General features: G+C 39.0%; 24 protein-coding genes and 1 pseudogene. 9 read left to right on the top strand and 16 right to left on the bottom strand.

All coding sequences use genetic code 11. The features are described 5' to 3' along the window. Positions 1 to 21: 21 nt before the first annotated feature. The 8 genes from ACMAZF_RS06150 to ACMAZF_RS06115 all read right to left on the bottom strand — a co-directional run bounded on the left by ACMAZF_RS06150 (position 22) and on the right by ACMAZF_RS06115 (position 6,388). Positions 22 to 462, bottom strand: coding sequence for a TetR/AcrR family transcriptional regulator (locus ACMAZF_RS06150; RefSeq protein WP_435276550.1), 441 nt, complete (start codon positions 460 to 462; stop codon positions 22 to 24). A gap of 175 nt (positions 463 to 637) precedes the next feature. Continuing rightward, the gene (locus ACMAZF_RS06145; RefSeq protein ID WP_435276549.1) at positions 638 to 1,147 is read right to left on the bottom strand and encodes a ClbS/DfsB family four-helix bundle protein; all 510 of its coding nucleotides are present in this window, start codon (positions 1,145 to 1,147) and stop codon (positions 638 to 640) included. A gap of 48 nt (positions 1,148 to 1,195) precedes the next feature. Continuing rightward, entirely contained in the window at positions 1,196 to 1,567 is a 372-nt protein-coding gene (locus ACMAZF_RS06140; RefSeq protein ID WP_435276548.1) for a hypothetical protein, read from the bottom strand. A gap of 39 nt (positions 1,568 to 1,606) precedes the next feature. Continuing rightward, a complete protein-coding gene (locus ACMAZF_RS06135) occupies positions 1,607 to 2,440 on the bottom strand; it encodes a mechanosensitive ion channel family protein (protein WP_435276547.1) in 834 nt (277 codons plus the stop codon). A 532-nt stretch (positions 2,441 to 2,972) separates the two neighbouring features. Further along, positions 2,973 to 3,263, bottom strand: a complete 291-nt coding sequence (locus tag ACMAZF_RS06130) for a hypothetical protein (RefSeq protein ID WP_435276546.1) — start codon at positions 3,261 to 3,263, stop codon at positions 2,973 to 2,975. A 250-nt stretch (positions 3,264 to 3,513) separates the two neighbouring features. Next, complete coding sequence (locus tag ACMAZF_RS06125; protein ID WP_435276545.1) at positions 3,514 to 3,822, bottom strand: VF530 family DNA-binding protein; 309 nt, start codon at positions 3,820 to 3,822, stop codon at positions 3,514 to 3,516. A 127-nt stretch (positions 3,823 to 3,949) separates the two neighbouring features. Beyond that, the gene (locus tag ACMAZF_RS06120; RefSeq protein ID WP_435276544.1) at positions 3,950 to 4,414 is read right to left on the bottom strand and encodes a hypothetical protein; all 465 of its coding nucleotides are present in this window, start codon (positions 4,412 to 4,414) and stop codon (positions 3,950 to 3,952) included. Between the two features lie 84 nt (positions 4,415 to 4,498). After that, positions 4,499 to 6,388, bottom strand: coding sequence for a CocE/NonD family hydrolase (locus tag ACMAZF_RS06115; protein WP_435276543.1), 1,890 nt, complete (start codon positions 6,386 to 6,388; stop codon positions 4,499 to 4,501). 241 nt (positions 6,389 to 6,629) lie between these two features. Here ACMAZF_RS06115 and ACMAZF_RS06110 point away from each other — a divergent pair, with 241 nt between their 5' ends. From ACMAZF_RS06110 to ACMAZF_RS06100, 3 genes are all read left to right on the top strand, one after another. Beyond that, the gene (locus ACMAZF_RS06110) at positions 6,630 to 7,400 is read left to right on the top strand and encodes a ribonuclease H family protein (protein ID WP_435276542.1); all 771 of its coding nucleotides are present in this window, start codon (positions 6,630 to 6,632) and stop codon (positions 7,398 to 7,400) included. Positions 7,401 to 7,424: 24 nt separating this feature from the next. Beyond that, on the top strand, positions 7,425 to 8,876 hold the full coding sequence (locus ACMAZF_RS06105) for an FAD-dependent oxidoreductase (RefSeq protein ID WP_435276541.1): 1,452 nt from the start codon (positions 7,425 to 7,427) through the stop codon (positions 8,874 to 8,876). Between the two features lie 214 nt (positions 8,877 to 9,090). Beyond that, the gene (locus ACMAZF_RS06100) at positions 9,091 to 10,836 is read left to right on the top strand and encodes an ATP-binding protein (RefSeq protein WP_435276540.1); all 1,746 of its coding nucleotides are present in this window, start codon (positions 9,091 to 9,093) and stop codon (positions 10,834 to 10,836) included. On the opposite strand, the gene ACMAZF_RS06095 is transcribed toward ACMAZF_RS06100, so the two are convergent. Then, entirely contained in the window at positions 10,808 to 11,356 is a 549-nt protein-coding gene (locus ACMAZF_RS06095; RefSeq protein ID WP_435276539.1) for a YaeQ family protein, read from the bottom strand. The two genes, ACMAZF_RS06100 and ACMAZF_RS06095, sit on opposite strands and share 29 nt — an antisense overlap. A 143-nt stretch (positions 11,357 to 11,499) precedes the next feature. Between ACMAZF_RS06095 and ACMAZF_RS06090 the strand changes: the two genes are divergently transcribed. After that, positions 11,500 to 12,792: a CinA family nicotinamide mononucleotide deamidase-related protein gene (locus ACMAZF_RS06090; protein WP_435276538.1), complete on the top strand. Its 1,293-nt coding sequence runs from the start codon at positions 11,500 to 11,502 to the stop codon at positions 12,790 to 12,792. Positions 12,793 to 13,012: 220 nt separating this feature from the next. On the opposite strand, the gene ACMAZF_RS06085 is transcribed toward ACMAZF_RS06090, so the two are convergent. From ACMAZF_RS06085 to ACMAZF_RS06070, 4 genes are all read right to left on the bottom strand, one after another. After that, on the bottom strand, positions 13,013 to 13,609 hold the full coding sequence (locus ACMAZF_RS06085; protein WP_435276537.1) for a hypothetical protein: 597 nt from the start codon (positions 13,607 to 13,609) through the stop codon (positions 13,013 to 13,015). Positions 13,610 to 13,724: 115 nt separating this feature from the next. Further along, complete coding sequence (locus ACMAZF_RS06080; protein ID WP_435276536.1) at positions 13,725 to 14,294, bottom strand: hypothetical protein; 570 nt, start codon at positions 14,292 to 14,294, stop codon at positions 13,725 to 13,727. A 25-nt stretch (positions 14,295 to 14,319) separates the two neighbouring features. Next, entirely contained in the window at positions 14,320 to 16,278 is a 1,959-nt protein-coding gene (locus ACMAZF_RS06075) for an alpha/beta fold hydrolase (RefSeq protein WP_435276535.1), read from the bottom strand. Next, a complete protein-coding gene (locus ACMAZF_RS06070; RefSeq protein ID WP_435276534.1) occupies positions 16,265 to 17,155 on the bottom strand; it encodes a lysophospholipid acyltransferase family protein in 891 nt (296 codons plus the stop codon). The genes ACMAZF_RS06075 and ACMAZF_RS06070 overlap by 14 nt, the downstream gene beginning before the upstream one ends. Positions 17,156 to 17,248: 93 nt before the next feature. On the opposite strand from ACMAZF_RS06070, the gene tnpC reads away from it, so the two are divergent. After that, positions 17,249 to 18,688 (top strand): IS66 family transposase, encoded by a 1,440-nt coding sequence (gene tnpC / locus ACMAZF_RS06065; protein ID WP_435274516.1) that lies wholly within the window; start codon positions 17,249 to 17,251, stop codon positions 18,686 to 18,688. A gap of 247 nt (positions 18,689 to 18,935) precedes the next feature. Here the strand turns inward: tnpC and ACMAZF_RS06060 are convergent, their stop codons facing one another. Continuing rightward, the gene (locus tag ACMAZF_RS06060) at positions 18,936 to 20,138 is read right to left on the bottom strand and encodes an IS256 family transposase (RefSeq protein ID WP_435273936.1); all 1,203 of its coding nucleotides are present in this window, start codon (positions 20,136 to 20,138) and stop codon (positions 18,936 to 18,938) included. Positions 20,139 to 20,645: 507 nt separating this feature from the next. Continuing rightward, positions 20,646 to 21,557 (bottom strand): annotated as a pseudogene (locus tag ACMAZF_RS06055) (IS110 family transposase); the annotation flags it as partial. A gap of 188 nt (positions 21,558 to 21,745) precedes the next feature. Here ACMAZF_RS06055 and ACMAZF_RS06050 point away from each other — a divergent pair. Then, on the top strand, positions 21,746 to 22,024 hold the full coding sequence (locus ACMAZF_RS06050) for a hypothetical protein (RefSeq protein ID WP_435276533.1): 279 nt from the start codon (positions 21,746 to 21,748) through the stop codon (positions 22,022 to 22,024). A gap of 47 nt (positions 22,025 to 22,071) precedes the next feature. Beyond that, complete coding sequence (locus ACMAZF_RS06045) at positions 22,072 to 23,103, top strand: IS630 family transposase (RefSeq protein WP_435274875.1); 1,032 nt, start codon at positions 22,072 to 22,074, stop codon at positions 23,101 to 23,103. A gap of 221 nt (positions 23,104 to 23,324) precedes the next feature. Here ACMAZF_RS06045 and ACMAZF_RS06040 read toward each other — a convergent pair whose 3' ends face one another. Next, positions 23,325 to 24,284, bottom strand: a complete 960-nt coding sequence (locus ACMAZF_RS06040; RefSeq protein WP_435276532.1) for a hypothetical protein — start codon at positions 24,282 to 24,284, stop codon at positions 23,325 to 23,327. A 708-nt stretch (positions 24,285 to 24,992) separates the two neighbouring features. On the opposite strand from ACMAZF_RS06040, the gene ACMAZF_RS06035 reads away from it, so the two are divergent. After that, positions 24,993 to 25,262 (top strand): DUF1778 domain-containing protein, encoded by a 270-nt coding sequence (locus ACMAZF_RS06035; RefSeq protein WP_435276531.1) that lies wholly within the window; start codon positions 24,993 to 24,995, stop codon positions 25,260 to 25,262. Continuing rightward, complete coding sequence (locus ACMAZF_RS06030; protein ID WP_435276530.1) at positions 25,259 to 25,792, top strand: GNAT family N-acetyltransferase; 534 nt, start codon at positions 25,259 to 25,261, stop codon at positions 25,790 to 25,792. The genes ACMAZF_RS06035 and ACMAZF_RS06030 overlap by 4 nt, the downstream gene beginning before the upstream one ends. The last annotated feature ends 155 nt before the right edge of the window (positions 25,793 to 25,947 follow it).

Genomic DNA, 25,947 nt, shown 5'->3' with positions numbered 1-25,947 from the left:
TATTTAACTATCTGTAATTAACTACGTGTATTTAGGTAAGTGAACAATGGCATAGCCCATTGCCGTATAAATGGCTTTTTCTGTGTCTTCATCTGGTGATGGAAAACGTCGCATTAATCCTGCAATACCTGTGTCATTATCAAAAAATGCACCAGTCACTTTAATAACTTGTCGAAACTCTTGATTACTCTTAATCGCATGCACCCAAGAATTATAAAAATCGTCTGCGCTATCAAAACAGAGGTTTTCATCAATAATACTGACAAGACGCGGCTGCAACGCCATTAACAAGTCATTCTTTTTTGAGAAATGCCCGTTAATTGTTGAGCGACCAATCTGTGCTTGCTTTGCTAAATTGCTGAAGGTTAATGATTCAATGCCACTGGATAAAATAATCTCAAGCGCACAATCAATAATCCGTTGCCGAGTGATTTGAGCTTGTTGTTGACTAACTTTGGGCATAACAAATCCTGATGAAAACAAAATAAAGGATAGCATCCTTTATTTGTTGTGATCTAGTTAATTATTATTAAGAAACATTAAAACTTGAACAAAATCAACTAAAATAAATATTGAGGATTAACTGAGGAACTAACTTAGTTTTTGTATTGACTGTGAAAAAATCGCACACCTTCCTTCAACATTGCTCTCGAATAAATCGTCTGACTTTCGTTCGTACACTTTTCATTGGTGATGAGGTATTAAATTGAATCATTCTTCCAAAGGTGTATTTTTCATACCAAAGTGCGCCATATAACTCATCATTACTTAAACTGTTAATCAGTTCATTCAATAGGTTTATCGTTATCTCAAGCTCATTTAATAGCGCAATATATGACCAGTCGCGATAGTGATGTTGGAAATGCTGAGCCAATAGTCCTAATTGGTTCCATTTGAATCCTGTCTCAGGCAAATCAACAGTTTGATTTTTCGATGTTAACTGATGCCATTTAAGCACTAGCTGTCCCCAACCGATGAGATAAGCGACAGTATCGCTAACACTTATTTTAGTGTCTTTAACATTACCTTCAATGGCGCACACACGAGATAACTCAACTGGCACAGAGCGATAGTCTGTCATCAATTTAGGAAATATTGTGTTTATTGCATCGAGTAATTGCTGTTTATCTTTGGGGACTGAAGACATCGCGCATTCCTTTTAGAGGTTTATCTCAGCTTTTCTCAACTACCTTAATTACTGGTCAGCTAATGCCAAAACAACATTAAATTTGCCTTTATTTAGCACCGCAATAAAACTATTAAACGACACTAACTGGCAAAATTCTCCGAAGTCATTATCACGCTTTGATTTTGCTAGCCATTGATTATAAAAACTATCAATGGAGGCTTCATCTTGTGGCTTGAGTTTTTTATCGATGATCCATACGTTGCTAACACCACTGATGTTGTTAAGTTCGCTTGAGCTTAAGGTCGAACCAAACATGCCCAGTAATAGCTTAAGGTCTTCCACCGAATTTAATGAGATCACCTCTTCGACGTCAAAGCGATGTTCTTCAATTTGAACTGTCGACAGTTTTTTTAAAGGTAGAAAAGAGAATTTTATCAAGCTATGCAATCCTATATTTAATCGATAATTAACGGTGCCCTATGAGGCATCGTCTTGTTGAATAGTAACAACACGTTGTGGAAAAGGTATTTCAATATTTTGTTGATTCATGGCTTTGTAAACTAGTCCGTTAACCGCGAGTTTCGTCTCAATAATTTTTGTAGTCGGCACCCAATAGCGGTAACTAATGGTTACGCCACTAGCTGCAAATGCTTCAATACCCACTTTACATTGTGGTGACTGAGCAACGCAGTCATGTTCATTAAGCACCTTCTCAACCGAAGAAATTGCAGTATCAGCACATGCACTATAGGCAATATCAATGTCACCTTGAACGAGTGAATACTCGTTTGAATTATGCAGTATTTCACCAATGACATGTTTGTTAGGAATGGTAATCTCAACGTTTTCTTCATTAATTAAAATGGTATGACCTAAATCAATAGTTTTAACTTGGCCACTGACATCTTTCACCATAATAGTATCGCCAACGACATAAGGCCTTGTCGCAATAATTGCTAAACCAGCGCCGTAATTAGCCAACATGCCCTGCACTGCCAAACCAGCGCCAAGTGACGCCGCGCCAATCGCTGCCACAAAAGGTGTCACACTAATGCCGATCTTGCCTAAACAAATTATGACGACTGCAATAATAATAAGCACTTTGACCACACTACTAACAAAGTTAGTTAAGGTGATATCTACCTCATGGCGAACCATAATTTTGGTTACTAATGCGGCGGCTTTTTTAGCAACCCATAACCCAATGAGCAGAATCAATACGGCACCAACAATTTGCATACTGTAGGTGACTAAATACTCCATTAACATGGCGTAATATTTTTCAAACTGGGCAATTTCTTGGTTAATCATAATGTGCTCTTTTAAAAGGAGTTAAGCATTTTGGAAATCTATGTCAGGTACTATAAATGCTCAAGTTTAGAAGTGCCATAAAAAAAGCGCCGTTTAGTCAACTAAACGGCGCTTTAAGCTAGATAGGATTATACCAATTGCATTAAATATTTGCCCACTTGTACTTATTAAAATTAACTAAAATGGCGTTGCTCTCAATGCTATTTTTGCCAGTGTTAAACGCATTTGGTGCAATCGAAATAAACCATTTTGTATAGGGTCTGTTGATCTTTTGAGTTCATTTTTGCAGCAATTGGTTTGATGTTTCTACATAGGCGATAACGCCGTAGAAATAACAAACAAATGCTGTCCGTAGGATTCACCTAAAAGTATTTTGTGCCGCGTTATTCGTCATTCACTGGGGTAAACCCAGCATCAATCCTCATGCCTAGCCCACAGGAATGTGGGTGCTTATGCTCAGTCTGGAACAATGAACATGTGCCCACAACCCTTTTAGACTGAACAAAATTTAAACTAAAAAGTTCAACAGCCCCTAATCAAATGGTACAACTTGACCATTTACCTTCACCGGCTCAACAGTACCTGACTCAAAATCAACCGTGACTGGTGATTTATTGCCTTTTGCCATTGTAAATTCCACAACTGACGTACCGTTATATGTTTTCTTTTCATGACCGATATTAAAATAAAGGCTATAAGCAACATCACTGATTTGTTGTTTACGCATCGCGGCATATTCAGCTGATAGCGCTTCATTAACTTCACGAATAACTGGCGCAGCCTGCTCCATAACATTCGCTGATGGGGTGTTGTTAGTTGTCATGAACCGCTAAGCGTTAACGAACTAATCGCTATCGCACTAGCTAGTGCAATTTTAGAAGGGGTGAATTTCATATTGAGTGCTCTTTCCATTGAAATCAAAGACTGAAGCGGCAAATAGCCACTTCTAAGTGCAGAGTTTATATCACAATAATCAAGGAAATAGCGTGTAGAACAGCATTTTGTCAACGCAAAAAATGTTTCAATGTGTAACACCAGCAATAAAGCTGATTAGGTTAGACAAAAACCTTGTTTTAATCTTTTACGCTTGGCCACACAAATGTCGATTCACCTTTAGGTTTATCACTTTGAGGCGGACGTTTTGAACTCTTACTGGTCTTTGCCGATTTTGCAAATGTTTTGATGTATAGCTCTTCCACTTGAGTGCGTGCCCATGGAGTTTTACGCAAAAATTTAAGGCTCGATTTAATACTGGGATCACTATAGAAACAGCGGATTTCAATTTGGCGACTTAAAGACTTAAAGCCATAACGATCAACGAGTGCGGTTACTACCGCTTCTAACGTTAAGCCGTGAAGAGGGTCATTGCTGTTTGCGTGCATGAAATGCCTGTGAATTATCGATAAAAATAGTATTTTAGCAAGGATAGTAAACGCTGAATAGCTATGATGTCACATAGTTTAATGGCCGTGATAAACAGCTATTAAACATTGAATATTTTGCGCAAAATTAGTGGCTGTATTTTTTGATAAATTTTTCACAATCACCACTGTGTGTATTATCAATCAAATAAACAATTTTCCACGACTGTTCAAACTTAACCAATTGAAAGCTATTAACACCACAATGGCTTATTTTACCGTCGAGATAAAACGCGTAAGGCGTCCATACTGAAGCGAGGTTATCGCTAATCGAGATATTTACCGATAACAGTTTTTCAGCTAAATACTTATCTGTTCTCGAGACAAAATCAGCGAACTTAGCGAGATCATTTGTTTTGACTTCACCGCCCTTTCCCGCACGCTGTAACATGGCATTTGGCGCAAATTGCGCTAACAATTTTTTGCCGTCGTGCTCACGCATCGCGTCAAACATATTATGGATTGGCTTGGCAGAGTTCATTGCATCACTGGCTTGCACGCTCATATTAACGCCAATCAAGGCAATAACTAGCCATAGTAATTTTTTCATCATTTCTCCTAATTACTCTGAAACAAAAAAGCGAGTGATAAATCACTCGCTTTATTCGTTATTTAACAATCAAATATTTGGTGTTCACTATTTGATTGTGCCAAAACTAATTGAGCTTGGGTATTTCGCACTGTGATAGATTTTGTGTGTTGCTTTAACAAAATCGACTTCTTTGGCGTTAAAGATGTTGTCCACGTAATGTTGTGGATTACGGTCAATAAACGGGAACATGCTACTTTGAATTTGGATCTGTAACTTGTGGCCACGTTTAATGGTGTGTAATACATCATATAACTCAAATGAAACCTTTGTCGGCTTATTAGGAACGAAAGGCTTTGGCGTGCTCATGCTGTCTCTGAAACGACCACGGATAACCCCCCAACGCACTAACTCATGACGATTAGCTTTCTTAGTATCTACTTTGTCAGTGTTTTCATTAATGCTTGGGAACACATCAACCATTTTCACAACAATGTCAGCACTGCTTTTTGAGGTAGAGAACCATAAGTCTAAATCAATGGCACCAGCAATCGTTTTGTCTTTGTCCATTACTGGCGTTTCAAAAACCAGTACATCAGAACGACGTGCTGCAAAGCGTTGATCTTCAACCATGTATGGCTTATCCCAACCACGACTAATTTTAGCTGAGTGTGGTACAGGTTTGTTAGGATCGCTTACCCAATCACTAGCACTTTCGCTTTTACTCTCACTGTGTTGGGGCTTGCTTGCTGTTAACATTTGTTTTTCGTCTAAGAACAATGTTTCTTGCTTAGTGTTCTTAGGTGGCCATGCATCGAAATGTCTAAAGCGATTAGCACCGGTTTCAAACATAGTTGCCTTAGCAAGGTTTGGATCTTTTTTACCTTTCAAATGATGGTTAAAGAACGGTAGTAAGACGGCTTTTTGGAACCATTTACTGGTGTCAAAACCAAAGCCAGCTTCCCCTAATTTATGACCTTTACCGCGATTCCATTGACCGTGATACCAAGGTCCCATAATCATTTTAACGTTATCTTTTTTGTTGTTCTTAGACATTGTTTGATACGTTGATAATGGGCCGTATAAATCTTCAGTGTCATACCAACCACCAACAACAAGTGTTGCAGGTTTTACTTTATTAAGGTGCGGTAAAATATTACGTGCTTGCCAGTATTCATCATAATTAGGATGTTCGGTCAGCTCATTCCAAAACGGACGTTCGCCGTGGAAATAATCTTTGTTAACGTTAGATAACGGACCTAGTTTTAAAAAGAAATCATAACCATCAGTTGTCTCTCTTTTCATACCTTTAGGCCAAGCGGCGTGTAATTTTTCACGCTTTTTATCAAAGGTATCGAAGAACAAAAATGCCATTGGCACAACGAAAGCACCGTTACGGTGAAAATCGTCAAAGAACCAATCAGAAATTGGCGCTTGCGGAGAAATCGCTTTTAACGCTTTATGACTGTTGATCGCAGCGACTGAGGTGTAATAACCTGGGTAAGACGTGCCGTGCATACCTACTTTACCGTTGTTGTTATCAACGTTTTTTACTAGCCAATCGATGGTATCGTAAGTATCTGTTGCATCATCAACGGCTTTCTTGCCGCGTTTGTAAGCGTCTTGTGGGCGCATATTGACGTATTCGCCTTCAGACATGAACTTACCGCGCACATCTTGGAATACAAAAATGAAGCCTTCTTTTTCAAATTTAGCATCAGGACCAAGGCGTGTTTTGTATTTATCACTGCCATAGGGACCAACAGTGTACGGCGTACGCTGCATGATCATTGGATATTTTTGAGAACGATCTTTTGGCGAATAAACTACCGTAAATAGTTTGGTGCCGTCACGCATTGGAATTTGGTATTCATACTTAGTGTAATTTGCGCGGATATAGTCGGCGCGAGGGTTTTCTTTTTTTGCCGCATAACTAGCGACGGGCGCGGCTAGTAGCGACAATGCCACACAAATGACGGCAAGGGGCTTAAAGTTCATACAATTGTCCTTAATAAAAGTCAGTTGAAACCCTTAATTCAATCTATTAAAAGCCATTAAACACCGATAAAAATCAGGGTTATTCACAGCCACAAATTAGCATAAAAGGTCTTGTTATTATTATTTCGCGGCCGATTTTACACCAATGCTTAAATTAGCCCCAGCAATTGTTAAATAACACTTGTAACTAAATGCTATGGCGCTATTATCTGCTGCCATTAGTGATGAGGAATTTACAACAATGAGCAAAAAACATTACGTGGTGTGGAAGGGATTAAAAACTGGCGTTTTTGATTCTTGGGCCGAAGTTAAAAGTTATATCGACGGTCAAGCAGACGCACAATACATGGGATTTTCTTCAAAAGAGCTTGCTGATGAAGCCTTTAAAGAAAACTATACCCGTGCACTTATGAAACGTTCATTAGAAAAAGGTGGCAAAACCGCAGCCCCTGTATCATCAAAGCCGAAGGTTACCAATAAAGCGATCAATAGTTGTGACGTCGACATTTATTGCGATGGCGCCTGTTCTCCAAACCCAGGTAAAGCAGGTACTGGCGTTGCGGTTTATGAAAATGGCCAACCAACAACGCTCTATTACGGATTATTTGATGCCAACGGCACCAACAATTCTGCCGAGCTATTAGGCATGCTAGAATCGTTTAAGTTAGCTAAAACCTTTATCGACAAGCAGCTTAGTGTTCAAATTTTGTCTGACTCTAAGTACTCAATTGACTGTATAACTAAATGGGCTGCTGGTTGGCAAAAGAAAGGTTGGACGCGTGGTAAAAACGAGCCGATTAAAAACCTTGAAGTCATTAAAGAGTGTTTCTCTTTGTATCAACAACTTAAAAACAACTTAACCATTAGCCACGTTAAAGGGCATGCAAATATCGAAGGTAACGAATTATCTGATCGTATGGCGGTTTATGCACGTACTGCTAAAGAAACTGGTTTGGTGGCGTATCCCAACGCCATCAATATTAAAGACATTCTAGCGATGCCTTCTGGCTAACGCTGTTTTAAAACATTAGGTTTCATGAACACAACAACGTTACAAGACACACCATTAACAACGCAGCCTAAAGTGGCTATTATCGGCGGTGGCATTGCAGGTTCAACTGCCGCTTTAGGATTAGCAAGTCATCACATTGACACCGTATTAATCGAAGCTGGCCCAAGCTTAGTGAATGGTCCACCGATTTGTCATTTACATGCGGGCGGCAACCTTTATCGTGAAATAGACGATAAGCAATGCATCACGTTGCTTCGCCAATCAATTGATACATTAAAGCTCTATCCTCATTGTGCCGATTACCGTCCAACGCTCATTGCTATTCCCAAGCGAGATCCCGGCACGTTCGAGCAATTAATGCCTCGTTTAGAGCTATTAAAACGCCATTATCAACATTTAGTGTTAGATCATAGCGACAATAAAGTACTCGGTGAGCCAGACAATTACTATCGCGTTTTTGAACGTGAAGAAGTCGACGCTTTGTTATCAAAGCCAAATCCCACAAAGGCATTAACAGCGAGCGATTGGTTGATTCCTGTCGTTAAGAAACTCGATTTAGATACTATTAAATTTCCAATAGTGCTCGTGGAAGAATATGGCCTAAATGTATTTAGATTGGCCGCAAGTGCAACACTCGTTAGTAAAGAATTGCCTCATTGTCATGTTCATACAAACACACAAGTAACGGCGATTAACCGTCATCACAACCAATGGCACCTGACATTAACCACAGAGCAATCAACCCAAACGTTAGTTGTTGATTATTTAGTGAATGCCTGTGGTTTTAAAAGCGGCACAATCGACGATTTAATAGGTTGTCAGCAACAACGTCTAGTTGAGTTCAAAGCCGCCTATGTAACGCGCTGGCAAGACGTTGAAGGGCATTGGCCAGAAGTTATTTTTTATGGCCAACGTGGCACACCAAACGGTATGGCCCAATTAACGCCCTACCCTAACGGCTACTTTCAAATTCACGGCATGACGAAGGATATTACGCTGTTTAATGACGGACTCGTGGCCAGTGATACCTCTTCATCACAGCCCCAGCTTCCCAATGCACTAGCAAGTAAGATAAGTCATCAATGGCCTGAAGACGTTGCCAACGCGCGCACCGAAAAATCAATCGATTTTCTGGCGCACTTTATTCCGGAATTTTCAACGGCTCAGGTCGGCGGAAAACCGCTCTATGGCGCACAACAAATTCCCGGTAGCGATCCTAAATTACGCGCAACAGATGTCGATTTTTCAACGCCATTTTACGCTCGTAGTGAAATCGTTAAAGCGTCATCAGCAATTGATGCAACAGCGTTGATTTACAAAGATATTAGTGACAAGTTTTCGCTAAATAATCATCCCTTTGACATGCCTGCTCTCACGGCACAATTGAGTGAACGAGCAGTTGCTAACACAGCAACTAATTTGGCTACAGCACGACAATATTCAACCTATTTAGCAAGTCGCGTTAACGATCAATAACTTAATTGATCGAATATTCACCGTCATATTCGTGGCGAAGTGAATTTTCCCGACTATACTTTTCTGATGTTCACCACTAACCGCTTAACAGACAAGTGGTTAGTGGCGTATTTAAACGATGTTTAAAATCTGATACCAATTATGTTTATTGATTGATACAGATATCCATTGGATTAACGTAAGTAGGTAACACGATTACCGACGAGTATCCCCCATGAAAAGTATAAAGATTAATGCAAATAAGAACCTGATCTTAAAATTACTGTGGACCATCTCAATCTGCGATATTTTAATACTACTCACGCTCTTCACATTATCAGAATACTTTTCACAAAATCAGGCTAATACTCAGCTTCAGGAAGCCTTTGCCTACATTGCATTTAACTTTCCAAAAATCAATTTAATGATTGGCCTTGTGCTAATTGCCGCGCTGATGATTGGTATCTACTTTTTACAATTTGCCCAGCAGCAAGAAAGCAAAGATATCAACAGCACCATTAAACATTTACTCAACGGCGAAAAAACGGATTATCAAACATTACAACAAAACTCACAGCTTAAGCATCTCACCGTATTTATCTATCGCATGAAGCAAACATTGCGAAATAATGAACGTCAACGGTCAGAACTCCTCAGTTCAATTGAGACCTTAGGGGAAAGTAAAGCCCATTACTTTATGTTGCTGGATGTTACTGCAACAGCCACATTAACCATTAATGATGATCAAGAAGTTGTGCAATTCAATCAAGCAGCACAACGTCTTTTTGGTTATGAAAAGCATGAAATTATTGGCCGTTCTTTAGTGACTTTACTGCCAAAGAGATATCGCAAAGATCACCATAAAAAAGTTAAAAGTTTTGATAATTCTGACAAAGAATTCGCAAGCTTGCGTGAGGGAGCAAGAGTGTCTGGTTTACGTAAAAATGGAAAAGAGTTTCCGGTCGAGTTAGATATCACCAAAGTTGAAATAAAGTCAGAAAAACTGTTTATTGCCGCTATTTTTGATATTTCAGATCGCCTCATTCAACAAGAAAAAATCGCCCAGCAGACATTAGAGCTCAAACAAAACAATCAACAGCTAAAGCATTATCAGAAAATGCTTGAAGAGACAGTTCATGAACGTACCGACCAATTAGAAATTAGTACACTAAGCCTGAGTGCAGCGACTCAACAGCTAATTGATGCAGAAAAAATGGTGGCGCTTGGCCAAATGGTCTCTAGCGCTGCACATGAAATTAATACCCCAATTGGCATTGGCGTTACCTGCGCATCCAACATTTTAGAAACAACCACCAGCCTCAATGGCCGTATCAAAGACAATCAATTAACTAAGAGCGACCTCACCTCTTACTTGGCAATGGTTGAACAAAGCTCAAAGATAATTCTAAGTAATATGGAACGAGCAGCTGGCCTAGTTCACAGTTTTAAAGCGGTTTCATCGGATCAAGTGACAGACATACAACGTTTGTTTAATCTCAACGAATACCTTGAAGAAATATTACTAAGCCTAAACCCTCGCATAGGCAAGACACTGCATGAAATATTTATCACCTGTGATGACAATATTGTGTTGGATACCAAACCTGGCCCGCTGTCTCAAATCATCATCAATCTCATCATGAACAGTCTAATTCATGGATTTGAACACATGGAGCATGGCACAATTCGGCTGGCAGCCAAATTAATGGGAGGGAATTTAGAGCTAATCTACAAAGACAATGGCAAAGGGCTAACAGAAGAACAAGCGGATAAAATTTTTGATCCTTTCTACACCACTAAGAAAGACCAAGGCGGTACAGGACTAGGTATGCATATCGTTGAAGATTTAATGAATAATTCACTCGCAGGTCAAATCGAATTAATGCCAAGTGAAGAAGGCGTTTGTTTCAAATTAACCTTCCCCACTATATTAAAGTCGACTGATAAAACAACTACTGAGCAGCCTCCTGCCAGCAACTAATATCGAGTTGAATTGACTCTTCACCACTGCTTAACCACACATCGCCATCGCTAATTGAAAACTGTAATTGCATAGTGCGTTGTGCAAGAGCTGCCAACTGCTCCATTGTTTCATCACTCACGAAATTAACCGTTAAGTTGTTATATTTACGAGCCACACTTTCATGTTGCTTCCACCACGCATTGGCAACATTTTGTCCGTAGGTAAATAACACTGCTTGTTTACCACGTACACTCGCTTTTTTTATACGTTTTTCATCTGGCGTGCCTAAATCAATCCACAACTCAATTTCATCGCTATAGTTTTTTTGCCACAGCTCAGGTTCATCCTCTTCACACAATCCTTTGGTAAATGTTAACTGCTCATTAGCGTGCAGTGCCCACGCAACAATGCGTAACATCATACGTTGAAGAGTTTCCGAAGGGTGCTGCGCAATAGTCAGGTTTTGGTCAAGATAAATGTCTTGATCCATGTTAGCTAAGTTAACCTCAGCTTTGAAAATAGTGGCTTTTTGCGCCATGAGGAAAATCCCTAAATTTTAAGATGGCTAATGGTACGACAACTGTTGGAAACGTCCAGTTATTTTGGGATTTATCTTCCGCTTAGAACTTTGATTTTGTTACACTCCCAGCGTTAAAACAAAACACGCCATGGAAACCGCTAATGCATACTAATAAGCTCAATGTAGAACTCCTGCTAACAGGGAACGAATTAATGTCAGGCGACGTTATTGACAGCAACTCGGCGCACATAGCGCAAGAACTCGGTCAACTAGGTCTTGAGGTCACACGCCGTGTTACTGTTAAAGATGATGTCAGCTTACTCGCAGACGAGATTGCCCAACACGCCAAACGTGCAGATATTCTCATCATTAATGGCGGTTTAGGGCCAACGGTTGACGATATGACTGCACAAGCGCTAGCAATGGCCGCTAATGTCGATATTGCAGAGCATAAAGATGCCATGGCGCATTTAGTAGATTGGTGTGAACGACGAAACTACCAACTCAGCGACTCCAACAAAAAACAAGCCATGCTACCTGCTGGCTGTGACATCATTCCTAATGAGTCAGGCAGCGCCGTTGGTTTTACAATGAAAGTTGAGCGATGCCAAATATATACAACCCCCGGCGTCCCACGTGAACTCAAGAAAATGATGGGTAGCGAAATACTGCCCCATATTCAGCAGTGTTTTGCCATCAACGACACAACAGATATCAGCTGTTTTCAAGTGTTTGGCCTCGGCGAATCGACAATTCAAGATATGGTGAATGAACATTTACCAGATTGGCCATCACATATTGAGCTTGGTTATCGCGCTGCAATGCCGTTGCTTGAGATAAAGCTCACCAGTCACCACCAGCAAGGCCATGATGACAAACCAGCTTGGCAGAAAAAACTATACAATCTGTTAGGTGCCCACGTCATCGGTGAAGGTCGAATATCGATGGCACGTTCATTAATCAATGAATTAGAAGCGCAAAACAAAACAGTCACCTTTGCTGAGTCTTGTACAGGCGGTTTAATGGCATCACTCATCACCAAAGAAGCTGGCTCTTCAGCAGCCTTTGAAGCAGGTTTTGTCACATATTCTAATGCCATGAAAACTAAACTCGTTAATGTGCCAGAGCAAACGTTAATTGAGCATGGCGCTGTCAGCGAACCAGTCGTGATTGCAATGCTTAAAGGCGCATTAGAAGTGAGCGAAGCAAACGTCGGCGTAGCCGTATCAGGCATTGCTGGCCCCGGTGGCGGCAGCGATGAAAAGCCAGTAGGTTTAGTGTGGATTGCTTGGGGAGATAAAGACAACATCCGAACCGCCGCACTGTATTTGCCACTAGGCCGCGCGTATTTCCAACAATACGTAGCAACGGCTGGATTAGATTTAGTGAAACGTCACTTAATGAATATTCAGCAGCCGCCAAAATATTTAGATACGAGAAAAGCAACGATTTAACTCGAAAAATTATAGAAAGGGGTATTATGATTTATTACCTACTGCCCCTTATTAAATTGACCATCAATCAAATGTAATACGCTATCCAAGTTGTTGTGACGATTTTAAGATATTTTTTGATATCTCTTTCCCGCCAAATATAAAACTCAGCGCCAACATTAATTCATAAAGATATAATTTGGACAGGCAAAAATATCTCATTGAAATAAGCTATTTTCAACTAAGATAAAGATATAATTTGGACAGGCAAAAATATCCCCCCACGAACATTGAAAGAAGAAGAAAATCCCCCACCACTCACACCAGGCAAACTGGGTAATAATCTAAAAATATCATCGGCAATATGGGGCATCCTATCTATCGCTTCTCGATTGAGATAGCTCGAGTCATTAATTTCTTGCGCTAAAAAACCATAAGAACTTGGAGTCACCGTGATTCTTTCTAAGGCTGATTCCCGCTTGTGTAGTACAAATGTATTCAGTTTATTTACATCCGAAATCTTAGCCTTAAGGCCAATGAAATTGCTTTTAGTTAACATAATAGAATAGGAATTTTTAGATTTAAGAGCTGAAAATTTAAAGTAACCTCTTTGATCAGACTTTTCTTTTACACCAAAATCGATCACTTCTACTCTAACACCTTGCAAAGGTATGCCTTGAGAATCTGTTACATAAGACGAAATTTCAACTGTGCTTAACCTTTGGTCAATGAGAGCATTATCTAAACCAGCCTTTACATTAAAAACACATACAAGCGTTAGGCAAAAAATAAATTTACGGCCTAATAAGAATGAACACAACTGTCGTGGTAAAATCAATTTAAATTTCCTTAAATAAATCTATAAAATATATGTTACATAAACTCATCTATTAGTTTTTACCATTACTGAATATTTAAACTCGATTAACCTAGAGCATATATTCTGCGTTGGCTTAAAACGAAAAAAATACCGTTGTTCCCAGAAAGTACTTATCGGCGTTAAACCCATCATTGATAGCAAAATATTTTCGATAGTTAATGCTGACGTCAAACTGTTTAGCTATATTGAACATCAGCCTAATTTCAGGGTAAGCCATAAAGTTTGTTGAACCATAGACGGAGTCTTTCGAATCATGACTGTCACACTCTTCCCTCGCATTTTGGCTGTTGGGATTATCACGACACTTCCCTTCAAAAGTTACCAAGGCGCCGGCGCCTAACGCAATATGATGTTTCCCAAAGCTGTATACATATTTGTTATATCCTGCACCTAAGGTATTAAATCTGCCGTCGCTGACTTCGTTGCCATACATCACACCAAATTCAAAGTAGCCAATGCTGTCTATTCTTTTACTTGAAACGCCCAAAGAAAAGTATTGCTGACTGTGATCCATTCCTTCATAAAACGAAAGATTAATTCTTGTATTGTCAAAATATGAGCCTGAATGCTCACCATCATATGTATATTGCGCAGTAGCGGTAAATGAAGCGAAGGCACATAACGCGATTAATATCTTTTTCAAAATAGTTCCTTATTAGTAAGCACGGTTACTCTATTAGTTCGTAAAACGGTTTTGCTAATAAATAGTAGTCAAAACCCGCGTCAATGCCGCCAATACAATGACTTAAATGTGTTTCAATATCACGATAAGTGGTAAGGGTGTTGTACCATTTTTTTATATTGTGTCCATCATTTAAAAGGGTGTAGTTAACATCGTTAGTATCTTTAACTAATTCGTAAAACCTAATGGCAGATTCAAAGGGAATTTTTTTATCATATTTTCCTTGAATAAGTAGGTAGCTATTATCTTTATAGTCATTAAATTTAATGGGTGAAAAATCGTCAAATTTTCCATTTTTAATGTTCGTCATACTTCCGTAATAGCGAGACAACACATTATTCGCCGCCTTTGAATTGACCACCGTAATATCTTTCAAATCATAGACTCCATTAATTGACACTATGCATTGGAATCGCTCAGATTGACTGGCTAATAACGCTAAGTAGCCCCCATAGCTTCCACCCAATAATGCGATAGACTCTCGGTTAATATCTTTGTTAGTAATTAACCAGTCGGCGGCACGATTAATATCACTTAACATGATGCCGATATTCTCATAAGCCTTACGTTTATAGTCTTTTCCAAAGCCGACAGAGCCACGATAGTTCAAGGAAAAAACACTATAACCTCGATTAGACAAAAACAACGCTTGTGAGTCAAAATCTGCGTAGCTTCTGGATTCTGGTCCGCCATGAATTAAAATTACTGCTGGTTTTTTATTTTCCAGCCTCACTTGAGGTGGATAATAATAGCCATATAAGTGTTCACTTTCTGCTAGTTTTATGTCAACAAACTCAGCACGCTTAAAATATGTTTTATGCTTTGCCAAATGAGCGGGATGTAATGTTTGAATGGACTGCGTTTCCAAGTTGGCTAAATAATTTCCGAAACCAAGGTATGAGGACTCTCCAAATTGAAGCTTATTAAAATTTTGGTCGACACTTGTTATTGTCATTTTCCCAGTAAGGTTCTTAATAAAGGAATAATCGTTGTAGTTTACCGTTGAGAAATTAACGAGTTGTGTTGTATTGCTATGACTTAAACCAAATTGCGGGATCCCAGTTTTGGGATGGACAATCACTTGTTCAAGATCAAGTTTGCAACGGGCGCTTTGATCACACAAAACTATTTTGTTTTTATCACTTTTAGCGCGAACTAATTGAACCGTGTCTGTTTCACAGTTTGAGGTGTAATTTAAATAATTATCGTTGTCGACACTCAATAAACTAAGAGTCGCTTCAGAATCATGACACTCAGATATAAGCATGAATTGATTATGTTTTGTTGAATACCTTTCGATAATACGTTTTCGATTAGTTGTTTTTATTCTGGCGATGACTTTACGATTATCCAAAATAATATCACTGACGGATAAACTGCTGGTATTAATTTTCGACGTTGTTACTTCATTTTGTTTAACTCTTAGAGAATAAAACTCAATCCCCCCTCCAGGTAACGTAAGTTTAAGTAACAAACCAACTTCAGGCGATAATGTTTGCCTGTGAACTATCAAGTTTCCTAATGATTTATCTAGAATAAATTTAGGACGAAACTTCGGAATTAAGGTGTCAATAACCATAAGCCTCACACTACCGTCAGCATCGCTTCTTCCAGGTATAGCCATAAATCTTCCCTCATCAACCCAAAAATAACGTTTCGGAAAGTAAGGAAAATTAATAGTGCGAATGCTATTATCGGCCAACTTTTTAATAAATAACATGCGGCGACCATCTACATAATCAAACCAAGCAAGCTTCTTCCCGTTTGGGCTTATTCGATACCTTTTAATAAAATGCTGATTGATCACGATATCGCGTGCTGAAAAAATTTTGTGATTAACTTCGCTACCTATTTTAGGCTCTAGCGGGGGAGTTGAGCTACAGGAGGCGAGCAAAAATATGCTCACCAACCCAAACATTAGGTCTCTTAGTTTAATATTGCACATGCCAATTTACCTTATCGTTCTCTTTCGCGTTTAGCGTTTTAGTCATAAATTCCCAGCAATGAAATTGTTCTGGATGGTCCGTAATCCATGATTCCATGTGACTAGCTATCGCCTGTGTGAGCCTTTGGATAGCCGCCTGTGTGTTTTCATTTTCTTGTAGTTGACTATCAAGTGGTTGTTCAATTTTTATAACATTATTGCCTTGACTGTCTTTATAATTTATCACTGGAAGAGTCATGGCCTTGGCTGGAATAGCTAACTGTGCAATTCCACATTGAAAGTGGCATTTTCGCCCCATAAAATCGACAGGTACTCGTTTATTGACCCTAACTTCTACGTCATTCATTATCGCTACAATGTTGTTCTTGCGTAGTTGGAAAAAACAGATCTTAGCAATCTCATTATTGAACCTTAGAATATTGATATTACTACAAAACTCTTTAATTCTTGTTATCATTCGTTCTTCTTTAGGAGATTGCTTAGAAAGCTTGACTATATTAATAGTTCGCTTGGTTTTAGAGGTACTTGCAAGCTTTAAAAAGCCTGAATTGAAATCACCACTATGTATAGAAGCCATAATAATTGGACGATTAGTAGCCTCTAAGGTTGTTAATATTTCTTCATTTATTATGTCGATATTTTTTAGTTCCATCAGCATTAATTTTGTTGGTAAATTCATTAGGTAGGCGAAATTAAAATGAATTCCTATGGAGTTTTTAAGGCTTTTGTAATAAATAGATTTAGCTTTACTTGAGGGCACTTTTTGTGTTGTTGCAATTTCAGAAATTAAATATTGCTCATACGCGGAAAGCCGACGTTTTTTTCGTCTCCAGAGAATAGGGAGAAAGAAAAACAATATAAAACTGTAACTATTCACTAGGGAAAATTATTTTCTAAGGATCCTTTTTAGCTATTGACCGATCCTGCCAGTATGCCAAGCTAGGGCTATGACTTAATCGCCCTAGCTTCAATGAACTTAAACAGCATCAACATCACTGAAATAGTTGAGCAAACTAAAGCTCAGTTACAAGAAGATAAGACACTCACGCCTGCGTTGAAGATGTCTATCGAGCTTATTCTTGTTATCGTTGTTATGCTTGCCAGTAAATTGGGACTTAACAGTAAAAATAGTAGTATCCCGCCATCAAAAGATATTAACCGAGAAAAACAAACCAAAGCTAAATCAGATAAGCTAGCGGGTGGACAAAAAGGCCGAACGGGTAAAACGCTGACTCAAACAGAAACGCCCGATGAGATAGAAGTCATTTTAGTTGACCGAGACATGTTACCTCAAGGACGTTATCGTGAGGTGGGTTTTCAAAAGCGGCAAGTTGTCGATATCGACATCAGTAAAGTGGTGACAGAATACCAAGCGCAAATTCTGGAAAATGCGCAAGGAAAGCGTTTTGTGGGTGAATTTCCAGAAGGCGTTAACAGTCCGATCCAGTATGGCGTTGGTGTGAAAGCGCATGCCGTTTACTTATCCCAATATCAATTACTTCCTTATAATCGTATTGAAGAATACTTTGCCGACCAGCTCGGTCTCCCCGTCAGTGCGGGTAGTTTGTTTAACTTTAATGAGCAAGCCGCTGCACTGGTCAAGTCATCAGGTGCAGAAGATATCATAAAAACGGCATTACAAAGCCCTCATCAAACATTACATGTTGATGAAACAGGTATTAATATCGGCGGAAAACGGCGATGGCTTCATGGCGCGTCAACGACATGGTGGACGTATTTTTATCCTCATGAAAAAAGAGGAAAAATAGCGATGGATGACGCCGATATTCTTCCTCACTTTAGTGGTGTACTGTGTCATGACCATTGGAAACCGTATTATCAATATACCAAGTGCCAACATGCCTTATGCAATGCTCATCATATCCGAGAGTTAGAAAGAGCATGGGAGCAAGATGGCATGCAATGGGCGAAGGCGTTGCAAACCTTACTGAAGGACATGAATAAACATCAAATTGATAACCCCAACTTAGACGAAGACACTAAGCGGCAATACTTAACGCAATATCAAAAAATACTAGCCGCAGGTGAAATTGAATGTCCAGCGCCAGATGAAAACAGCCGAATAAAAGGTCAGCGAGGGCGATTAAAACGAACAAAATCCAGAGCATTGTTAGAGCGATTAAGAGATTATCAAGATGATGTCTTACGCTTTCTGACGAGCACTGCTGTCCCATTTACCAATAATCAAGGCGAGAATGATATTAGGATGACAAAAGTTCATCAAAAAATATCTGGATGCTTTAGAAGTATGCAAGGCGCAGAGATGTTCTGTTTGATCAGAAGCTATTTATCGACTTGCAGAAAACAATATGTATCTGCAAGCCTAGCCCTTGAATTGCTATTCAAAAATCAGCTTCCAGATGTATTTATTGAAGATAAGGCTGAATAGTTACATAAAACTTAGCTTTAATTTATTGAGATGATTATATAACATAATATTAATTCACAAATAAGGTGGTATATGGAACTTTAACAATACAGCACAAAGGTCAAAGTAGTTTTTTAAAATAATATTAACAGTCAGGAATAGCCACATCTTGTTCTTCTGGTGGATAGGGATCACACGTTCCATCAGGAGTTGCCAAACCAACGCCAACACAAGAGGGCGTTCAACATTCTGTGTCAGGCTTAATTTTCTAAATATCAATGACGCTATCTAAACGTCCCTCAAAATATATCGCCAACTGAGAAACACACAAGCTCCAGTTATGGATTGGCATCGTCCATTTCTCAGAAGCATTCAATATGCCAGCATACAACAGCTTCAACAAGCTATTTTCGTTCGGGAATGCGCCTTTCGTCTTCGTTAACTTTCTAAACTGACGATGAACCGCCTCAACGGCGTTCGTGGTATATATCACCTTCCTGATGTGCTCAGGGTACTTAAAATAGTGAGATAGATTGTGCCACTTCCTGCGCCAGGAATTAATAACCAGCGGATATTTTTCGCCCCACTTCTCTTCTAGTTTATCGAGTGCTAATTCAGCTGCTTCCTTTGTGGGTGCACGATAGACAGGTTTTAAATCGGCCATAAAGGCTTTCTGATTTTTAGACGCGACGTACTTAAGTGAGTTTCGAATTTGATGAATGATACAAAGCTGTGTTTCTGTCTCAGGAAAGATAGCTGCTATGGCTTCAGGAAAGCCGGTTAGCCCATCTACGCAGGCAATAAGAATATCTTTAACACCGCGATTATTAAGATCGGTCAGCACTGAAAGCCAATAATTAGCCCCTTCGTTTTCTGATAAATGCAACCCTAATATCTCTTTTTTACCCTGCATATTAAGTGCTAATAACGTGTAGACAGCTTTGCTGATGTAGCGACCGTTTTCTTTGACCTTATAATGAATAGCATCGAGCCAAACAATTGGGTAATGGCTATCTAATGGCCTTTGTTGCCATGCTTTAAGCTCAGGAATAAGCTTGTCAGTGACTGCGCTAATCGTTCCTGTGGCCACGTTAATACCGTACATCTCCTCTACATGTGCATTGATATCACGATAACTCATTCCCAAGCTAAACATCGAGAGTATTTTGCGATCGATTTCATCTGATAGTGAGGTTTGATTTTTCTTCACTAATTGAGGTTCAAATGTTCCATTGCGGTCTCGCGGAGTGTCGAGTTCAAAATTACCAGACGGGTGTTTGATGTTTTTACTTGTTCTGCCATTCTTTCTATTAGATTGATTATCGTTGGCTAAGTGGTGCTCTAGTTCGGCATTAAGGGCCGCTTCGGTTAATTGCTTAATCAAAGGGCCTAAGATGCCATCTTTACCAGTGAGGCTTTTACCAGCTTGCAAATCTGTTAATGCTTGCTCAAAATCAAAAGAGTTAGTCATGTGTCATTCCTGTTTTATTATATTCTACTGAAATGACACAGAATTATGAACACTCCCAAATTAATGGGTAGAAAGGGACATATATGGACGCTCCCTTACTGTCAAGGCATTAGCCTGACTTTTGTGTCGCGTTAGCGGCACAATCTTGTTTTCTTTTAAGCTGTTAATCGTTGAATAAATCTAGTCTAAACGTAATCAGTACCGACATATATTCAGGCTCTATGATTAGAGATATTTCAATTATCTCTGGCCTCTAATGAGTTTCGTACCTAATCACCGTAACACGCATTCGGATTTCTGAAATCCTTGCCTCAGTCAGGCTTTAATTAGGTAGGTTAGACCTTTGTTCATTAACTTATTAACTGACTTTGGTTGGTGCTTTAAAAGGTGTTACCCCGAATTTTGCCATCCACAACACCCACACAGGCTGTTAGCCTTTGTCCCACCCGGATTTAAACAAGATCGAAGTAACAAAACTAGCTTCATTTCAAACACTCCCTGCCAAGATTAGTGCATACCTTGGGCTATATGACGCTGAAGCAATATCCAAATTAATCGTGCGAGGCGGTGCGCCATCGCGACAACGGTTTTGTTAAAGCTTTTCTTCTCTCGCAATTTATTAGCCCATAAATTTAATTGGTCTGTCTTTTTACCGGCATGGCAGACAACAGTCCTTGCTCCGTGTACTAATTGTTTTCGTAGATAACGGTCGCCACGCTTTGTAATACCGCCCATTCTACTTTTATTTCCAGAGGCATATTGCTGTGGAGTTAAGCCTAACCACACCGCAAACTCCCTTGGGTTGCTAAATGCTTGGCCTTTATCGATGGTTGCCATGATGGCTGATGCGTTAATAAAGCCAATGCCTGGAATACTCAGTAGTATGTTCCCATTAGGTGAATCTGCGACAAATTGTTTTAACCGTTTCTCAATTTTTTCAATGTGATTGGTGAGTTCAAAATACTCTGCATATAGTTCACTAATCATGTCTCTGAGTTGCTGGCTATATTGGGGGTTAACAATGAACGTAGACAGCCGCTTAAATAACTCGGCTTTTCCCGCGTTAGCAATGACACCAAATTCACTCAATAAACCACGAGTTTGGTTAATCACGCCTGTTCGATTTCTTATCAACCGTTCACGTATACGGTGCAGCGAATTAATCTCTTGTTGGTATTCAGTCTTTATTGGCACAAATCTGATGTGAGGCCGATGGCTTGCTTGAACAATGGCCATCGCATCATTATGATCATTTTTATTGCCTCGAACAAAAGGAGTCACGTGTTGTGCGGGTATCAATTTTACCTCATGCCCAAGCTTTGCTATTTCTCGCCCCCAATAGTTTGATGAGTAACACGCTTCCATAACAACCGTGGTGCGCTCTTTTTTCGCCATAAACGTTAATAACTCCTTACGTTGTAGCTTCTTATTAAACTAAAAAAGGACATCCACAATTTTCTCTTTCATTTTTAACACCTTTTGATTGCAGTAAAAAAACTCAGTAATTTGCATTAATTACTGAGCTTTTGTGTAATTATTATGCTCAATTCAAAAGTAACTCACTTCATTCAACATCAATAACCAACAAGCTTAACCAAGGAACATCAGTGATAGCCATTGATAACTTCAGCATTGAAACCCATGAGGGAGACTACGAAAACAGGCCATTGAAATCGGCGCTGTACTTCAATGATAAAAGGTTAAATGTAAAGGTATCTGGCTATGTTATTGAAAAGCAACTTGAAATGCCCAGTTACTTCATGCTGCTCGTAAACTGGGGTTGCCCGTTCGAGGAAGGTTGCGAGATTGTTGTTTTAAGTAAGGGCTTTAAAATTATTGGCAGCTACAGCTTTACGCCGTTTTATCACAGTTATTTATACCCGTGATCATTGAAAGTGCTTGATTTTTTAGCTAATGAGATCATGATAGTCACATGAAAAAGATTGCTCTCACCGACATTCAAAAAGAAACGTTAGAATCTCGACATAAAAAAGCGAGAGATAAGCGTGAGTGCGATCGAATTAAAGCTATTCTATTGCGTGACGAAGGCTGGTCTTCGCCAATGATTGCTCAAGCGTTACGCATTCACGAAACGTCAGTTGTTAGATATATTGATGACTACATTCGTCGTGAAAAATTAACCATCAACAGCGGCGGCTCTACTAGTTATCTTAATCATCAGCAAACGCAACAGTTAATTGCACACCTGTGTGAAGTAACTTACCTACATAGCCATCAAATACTTGATCATATTGAGAGTGAGTACGACATTAAATACACGGTGCCTGGTCTCAATAAATGGTTACATCAGCATGGCTTTAGTTATAAAAAGCCCAAAGGCGTTCCTCATAATTTTGATGAGGAAAAGCAAGCAGCTTTTATCGCACATTATAACCAGCTTAAATCAACGCTGGCTCCTAATGAGCCAATCTTGTTTATGGATGCTGTTCATCCAACACAAGCGACAAAAATCACGGCAGGCTGGATTAAAAAAGGGGAAAATAAACCCATTAAAACCACAGGAAGTCGAACACGAATTAATGTAGTGGGAGCTATCCGATTGGGTCACTTAGAGGAAGCAGTGATAAGGCAATATAATAAGACAGTCAACGGTGAATCTATCGTTGATTTTTTAAATGAAGTCAGAGCCAATTATCAGACGAGCGGTATGCTTCATATGGTTCTTGATGGTGCTGGTTATCACCGTAATCAGATAGTGATTGATGAAGCCGAAAAGCTCAATATCAAGTTACATTATTTACCACCCTATAGTCCTAATTTAAACCCAATAGAACGGCTATGGAAGGTAATGAACAAAAATGCGAGAAATAGCCAATATTTTTCAAGTACTAAAGAGTTTCGACGGCGTATTAGCGATTTTTTTGAGTCAACATTACCCGATATTGCCAATACACTTGACGATACGATCAATGATAATTTTCAAATATTAAAAACTGCACTTTGAAGTTGATTTAGTATATTAGCGAGCTTTAGCGAACTATCACCTAATCAATATCAGTTAGTTTTTAATGAGTCAGATTGCTATGAACTAATTATCAACTACCCCAAAAAACATTTATTCAGCAAGGTTGTTTACGTAAATAAGATCGATTAGATGAGTAATATAATTCGGACAACGCCGCAATTAAAGCAATGACGCTTGCTCACGTTTAATACCTACACTCATCAAAATCCAATAATCTGTTCAAAGACATCGTTAGCTATATCTATTTTCCATACGCCTTGTGACGTACCAGCATAGACTTCGTTTTGGTAATGCTCGACATCATAGATAAAACCTACTTTTCCAGGTATATCGACTTTCTCGAAACTCAATGTTCTAGTATCTAACCGATAAATAGCGAACGAACCAACAGTGTAATAGAGTTCATCGCCGATTTTAAACATTGCACCTACCTTTGAACCTACTTCTAATGTAGTCGTCAATTCAGTTTCGTAATCAAAGAGTTCAATTTTACTGTGGAATAGAATCGCCAATATTTGTTCATTATTGATTTTCTCTACTGTCCTGAAATTGTTCTTCAATATAGGGCCTTTTGAAATATCAATCACTTGGCCATCATGAATTAATGCCATATTGTACTCTTCATCTCCATTAGAGCGATATGTAATGAGCGGGCTTTCATTATCAATAAATGCGGCATCTATTGTGATGTCGTCACCCAATAAACTTAACGCTGAGGAGACATCAATGTTGTTAAACTGTAATGATTCATCAATGACTACAATCTGATTTTCGTTAACGGCAAAAATTCGATTTCCGTCGCTAAAAGCATTTAAGTTACTGACACTTAAAGGGTGTTCTACTATTGAGTTGTCTGATTTATAAGCTCTTAAATCGCTAATTAAAATCTCGCCCAATCCCCAAATAGCTGAGTCTAATTCTTCGAATGAACTGGAGTATTTATCGTCTATAAGCTGGGTCTGACCATCAAGCGATGATTTATACAATTTATAGTGATGGGTATAAAATAATGTATCTCCGACAATCTCTATTTCTTGCGCCCCCTCAGGCAAAAACGCACTAATGGGATCTGGTTTTGGTTTTGGTTTTGTACTATCACCAGAGCATGCTGTTATTAGACACAATAAAACAAAAACATTAATGGATTTTAAAATATTCACCTGACACCCTCCCTATCGAAACCTAGAAACTGTTTTTGCTCTCAGCGGAATTACTTTTGCATTATTCGCTTTACAATGCCCCACCCAAGGAAAGCTCGAACTATAACAAACCCCCGTATGATTATCTGTTCCACTTGGCACTCTAGTATTAGGAAAGTTAACGCTTGGATTAGAAAAGATTCCCTCACGTGGACACATGAGACTCCCAGAGCATGGATAAGCCATAATTGTTCGTTTACGGATGGCCTTGCTAATATACCCATGTGCGAATTTATATGGCTTAAGATCTTTATCGACTTCTCTATTGTGCCTCATACTTATTTTGATATTAATACAATGTTTAGTCGCTAATAAAGATATTTGCAAACCTCGACTAGCGATTATTTTTCAAAAATTGTTGTTCAAAGAAAGTAACAGCAACAAATATATCTTTATTTTCAATTACCTTAATATCAACAAGGCGATAAAAAAGTAGGCACCCACAAATTTCTCTTTGATTTTTTAACCTTTATAGTTTTAACAAACGAAAAACACAGTGATTCGAAATATCTACTGAGTTTTTTTGTGCAAATTTAACTCTCACGATTGATACAGAAATTCCGTCTCTCCACAAAAAACTTCCGTCATTTGTCCGTACAAATTGCCCAAACTGACTATTTACACTATAATCCTAAATATTACGGAACTTATCCGTACATAGGAGGAGTTATGGCAACAGCACGTATCGATCTTCGTCTTGACGAAGAGATTAAAGCAAAAGCTGAAAAAGCATCAACGCTACTAGGCTTAAAAAGTCTTACTGAATATGTGGTTCGCTTGATGGATGAAGACGCAACACAAGTCATTCAAGAATACGAAAGTATTCAAGTTCAAGACAGTGTTTTTGATGAGTTTATGGCGGCATGTGACAAAGCTAAAGCGCCTAATCAAGCATTAATGGATGCGGCTAAGTTTACTGATGAGAGTGGTATCAAGTGAGTTGGGGCAACGCCTTTGTTGAGCTGTGTAAAATAACGCATGATCGCAGCTCGTTTGATTGCGGTGAACCTGAGTTAAATACTTTTATAAGGACTCAAGCTGCAAAACACATGCAAGCGGGTATTAGTCGAACTATGGTGCTGCCTAGTTCACAGCCTCTGCTTAACCAGAAATATGCAATTTGTGCATTTTATAGTGTTGCCCCTAGTTCAATTAGCCGAGAATCACTTCCAACCCAGTTAGCTAAAAAACTTCCAAGATACCCTATTCCCGTTTTTCTTCTGGCACAGCTCGCTGTACACAAAGAATTTCATGGTAATGGGCTTGGTAAAACCAGTTTAGTCCGCGCTTTAAAGTATCTATGGCAAGTCAATCACCACATGAGAGCTTACGCTATTGTAGTTGACTGCCTTACCGATTCAGCACAAGCATTCTATGCAAAATTTGGCTTTGAAGTTCTTTGCCAGCGCAATGGACGAATTCGTATGTTTCTGCCAATGAGAACCGTTGAGCAAATTTTCGACAAATAAAGTTAATCAAAGTAATTTGATTCATTCTGACATCATTAATTAACAAGCTAAAATCAAGGGAGTTTAGTTGGCAAAAGAGGGATTCTATTTTATTTTCAATGCCTTAAAATAACAATATGAAACTCAGGAATTTGTACTAGTTGTCAAAGACACCA

Source organism: Psychrobium sp. nBUS_13 (genome assembly GCF_051201665.1).
Taxonomy (GTDB): Bacteria; Pseudomonadota; Gammaproteobacteria; order Enterobacterales; family Psychrobiaceae; genus Psychrobium.
This window is presented reverse-complemented; position numbering and strand designations above follow the sequence as displayed.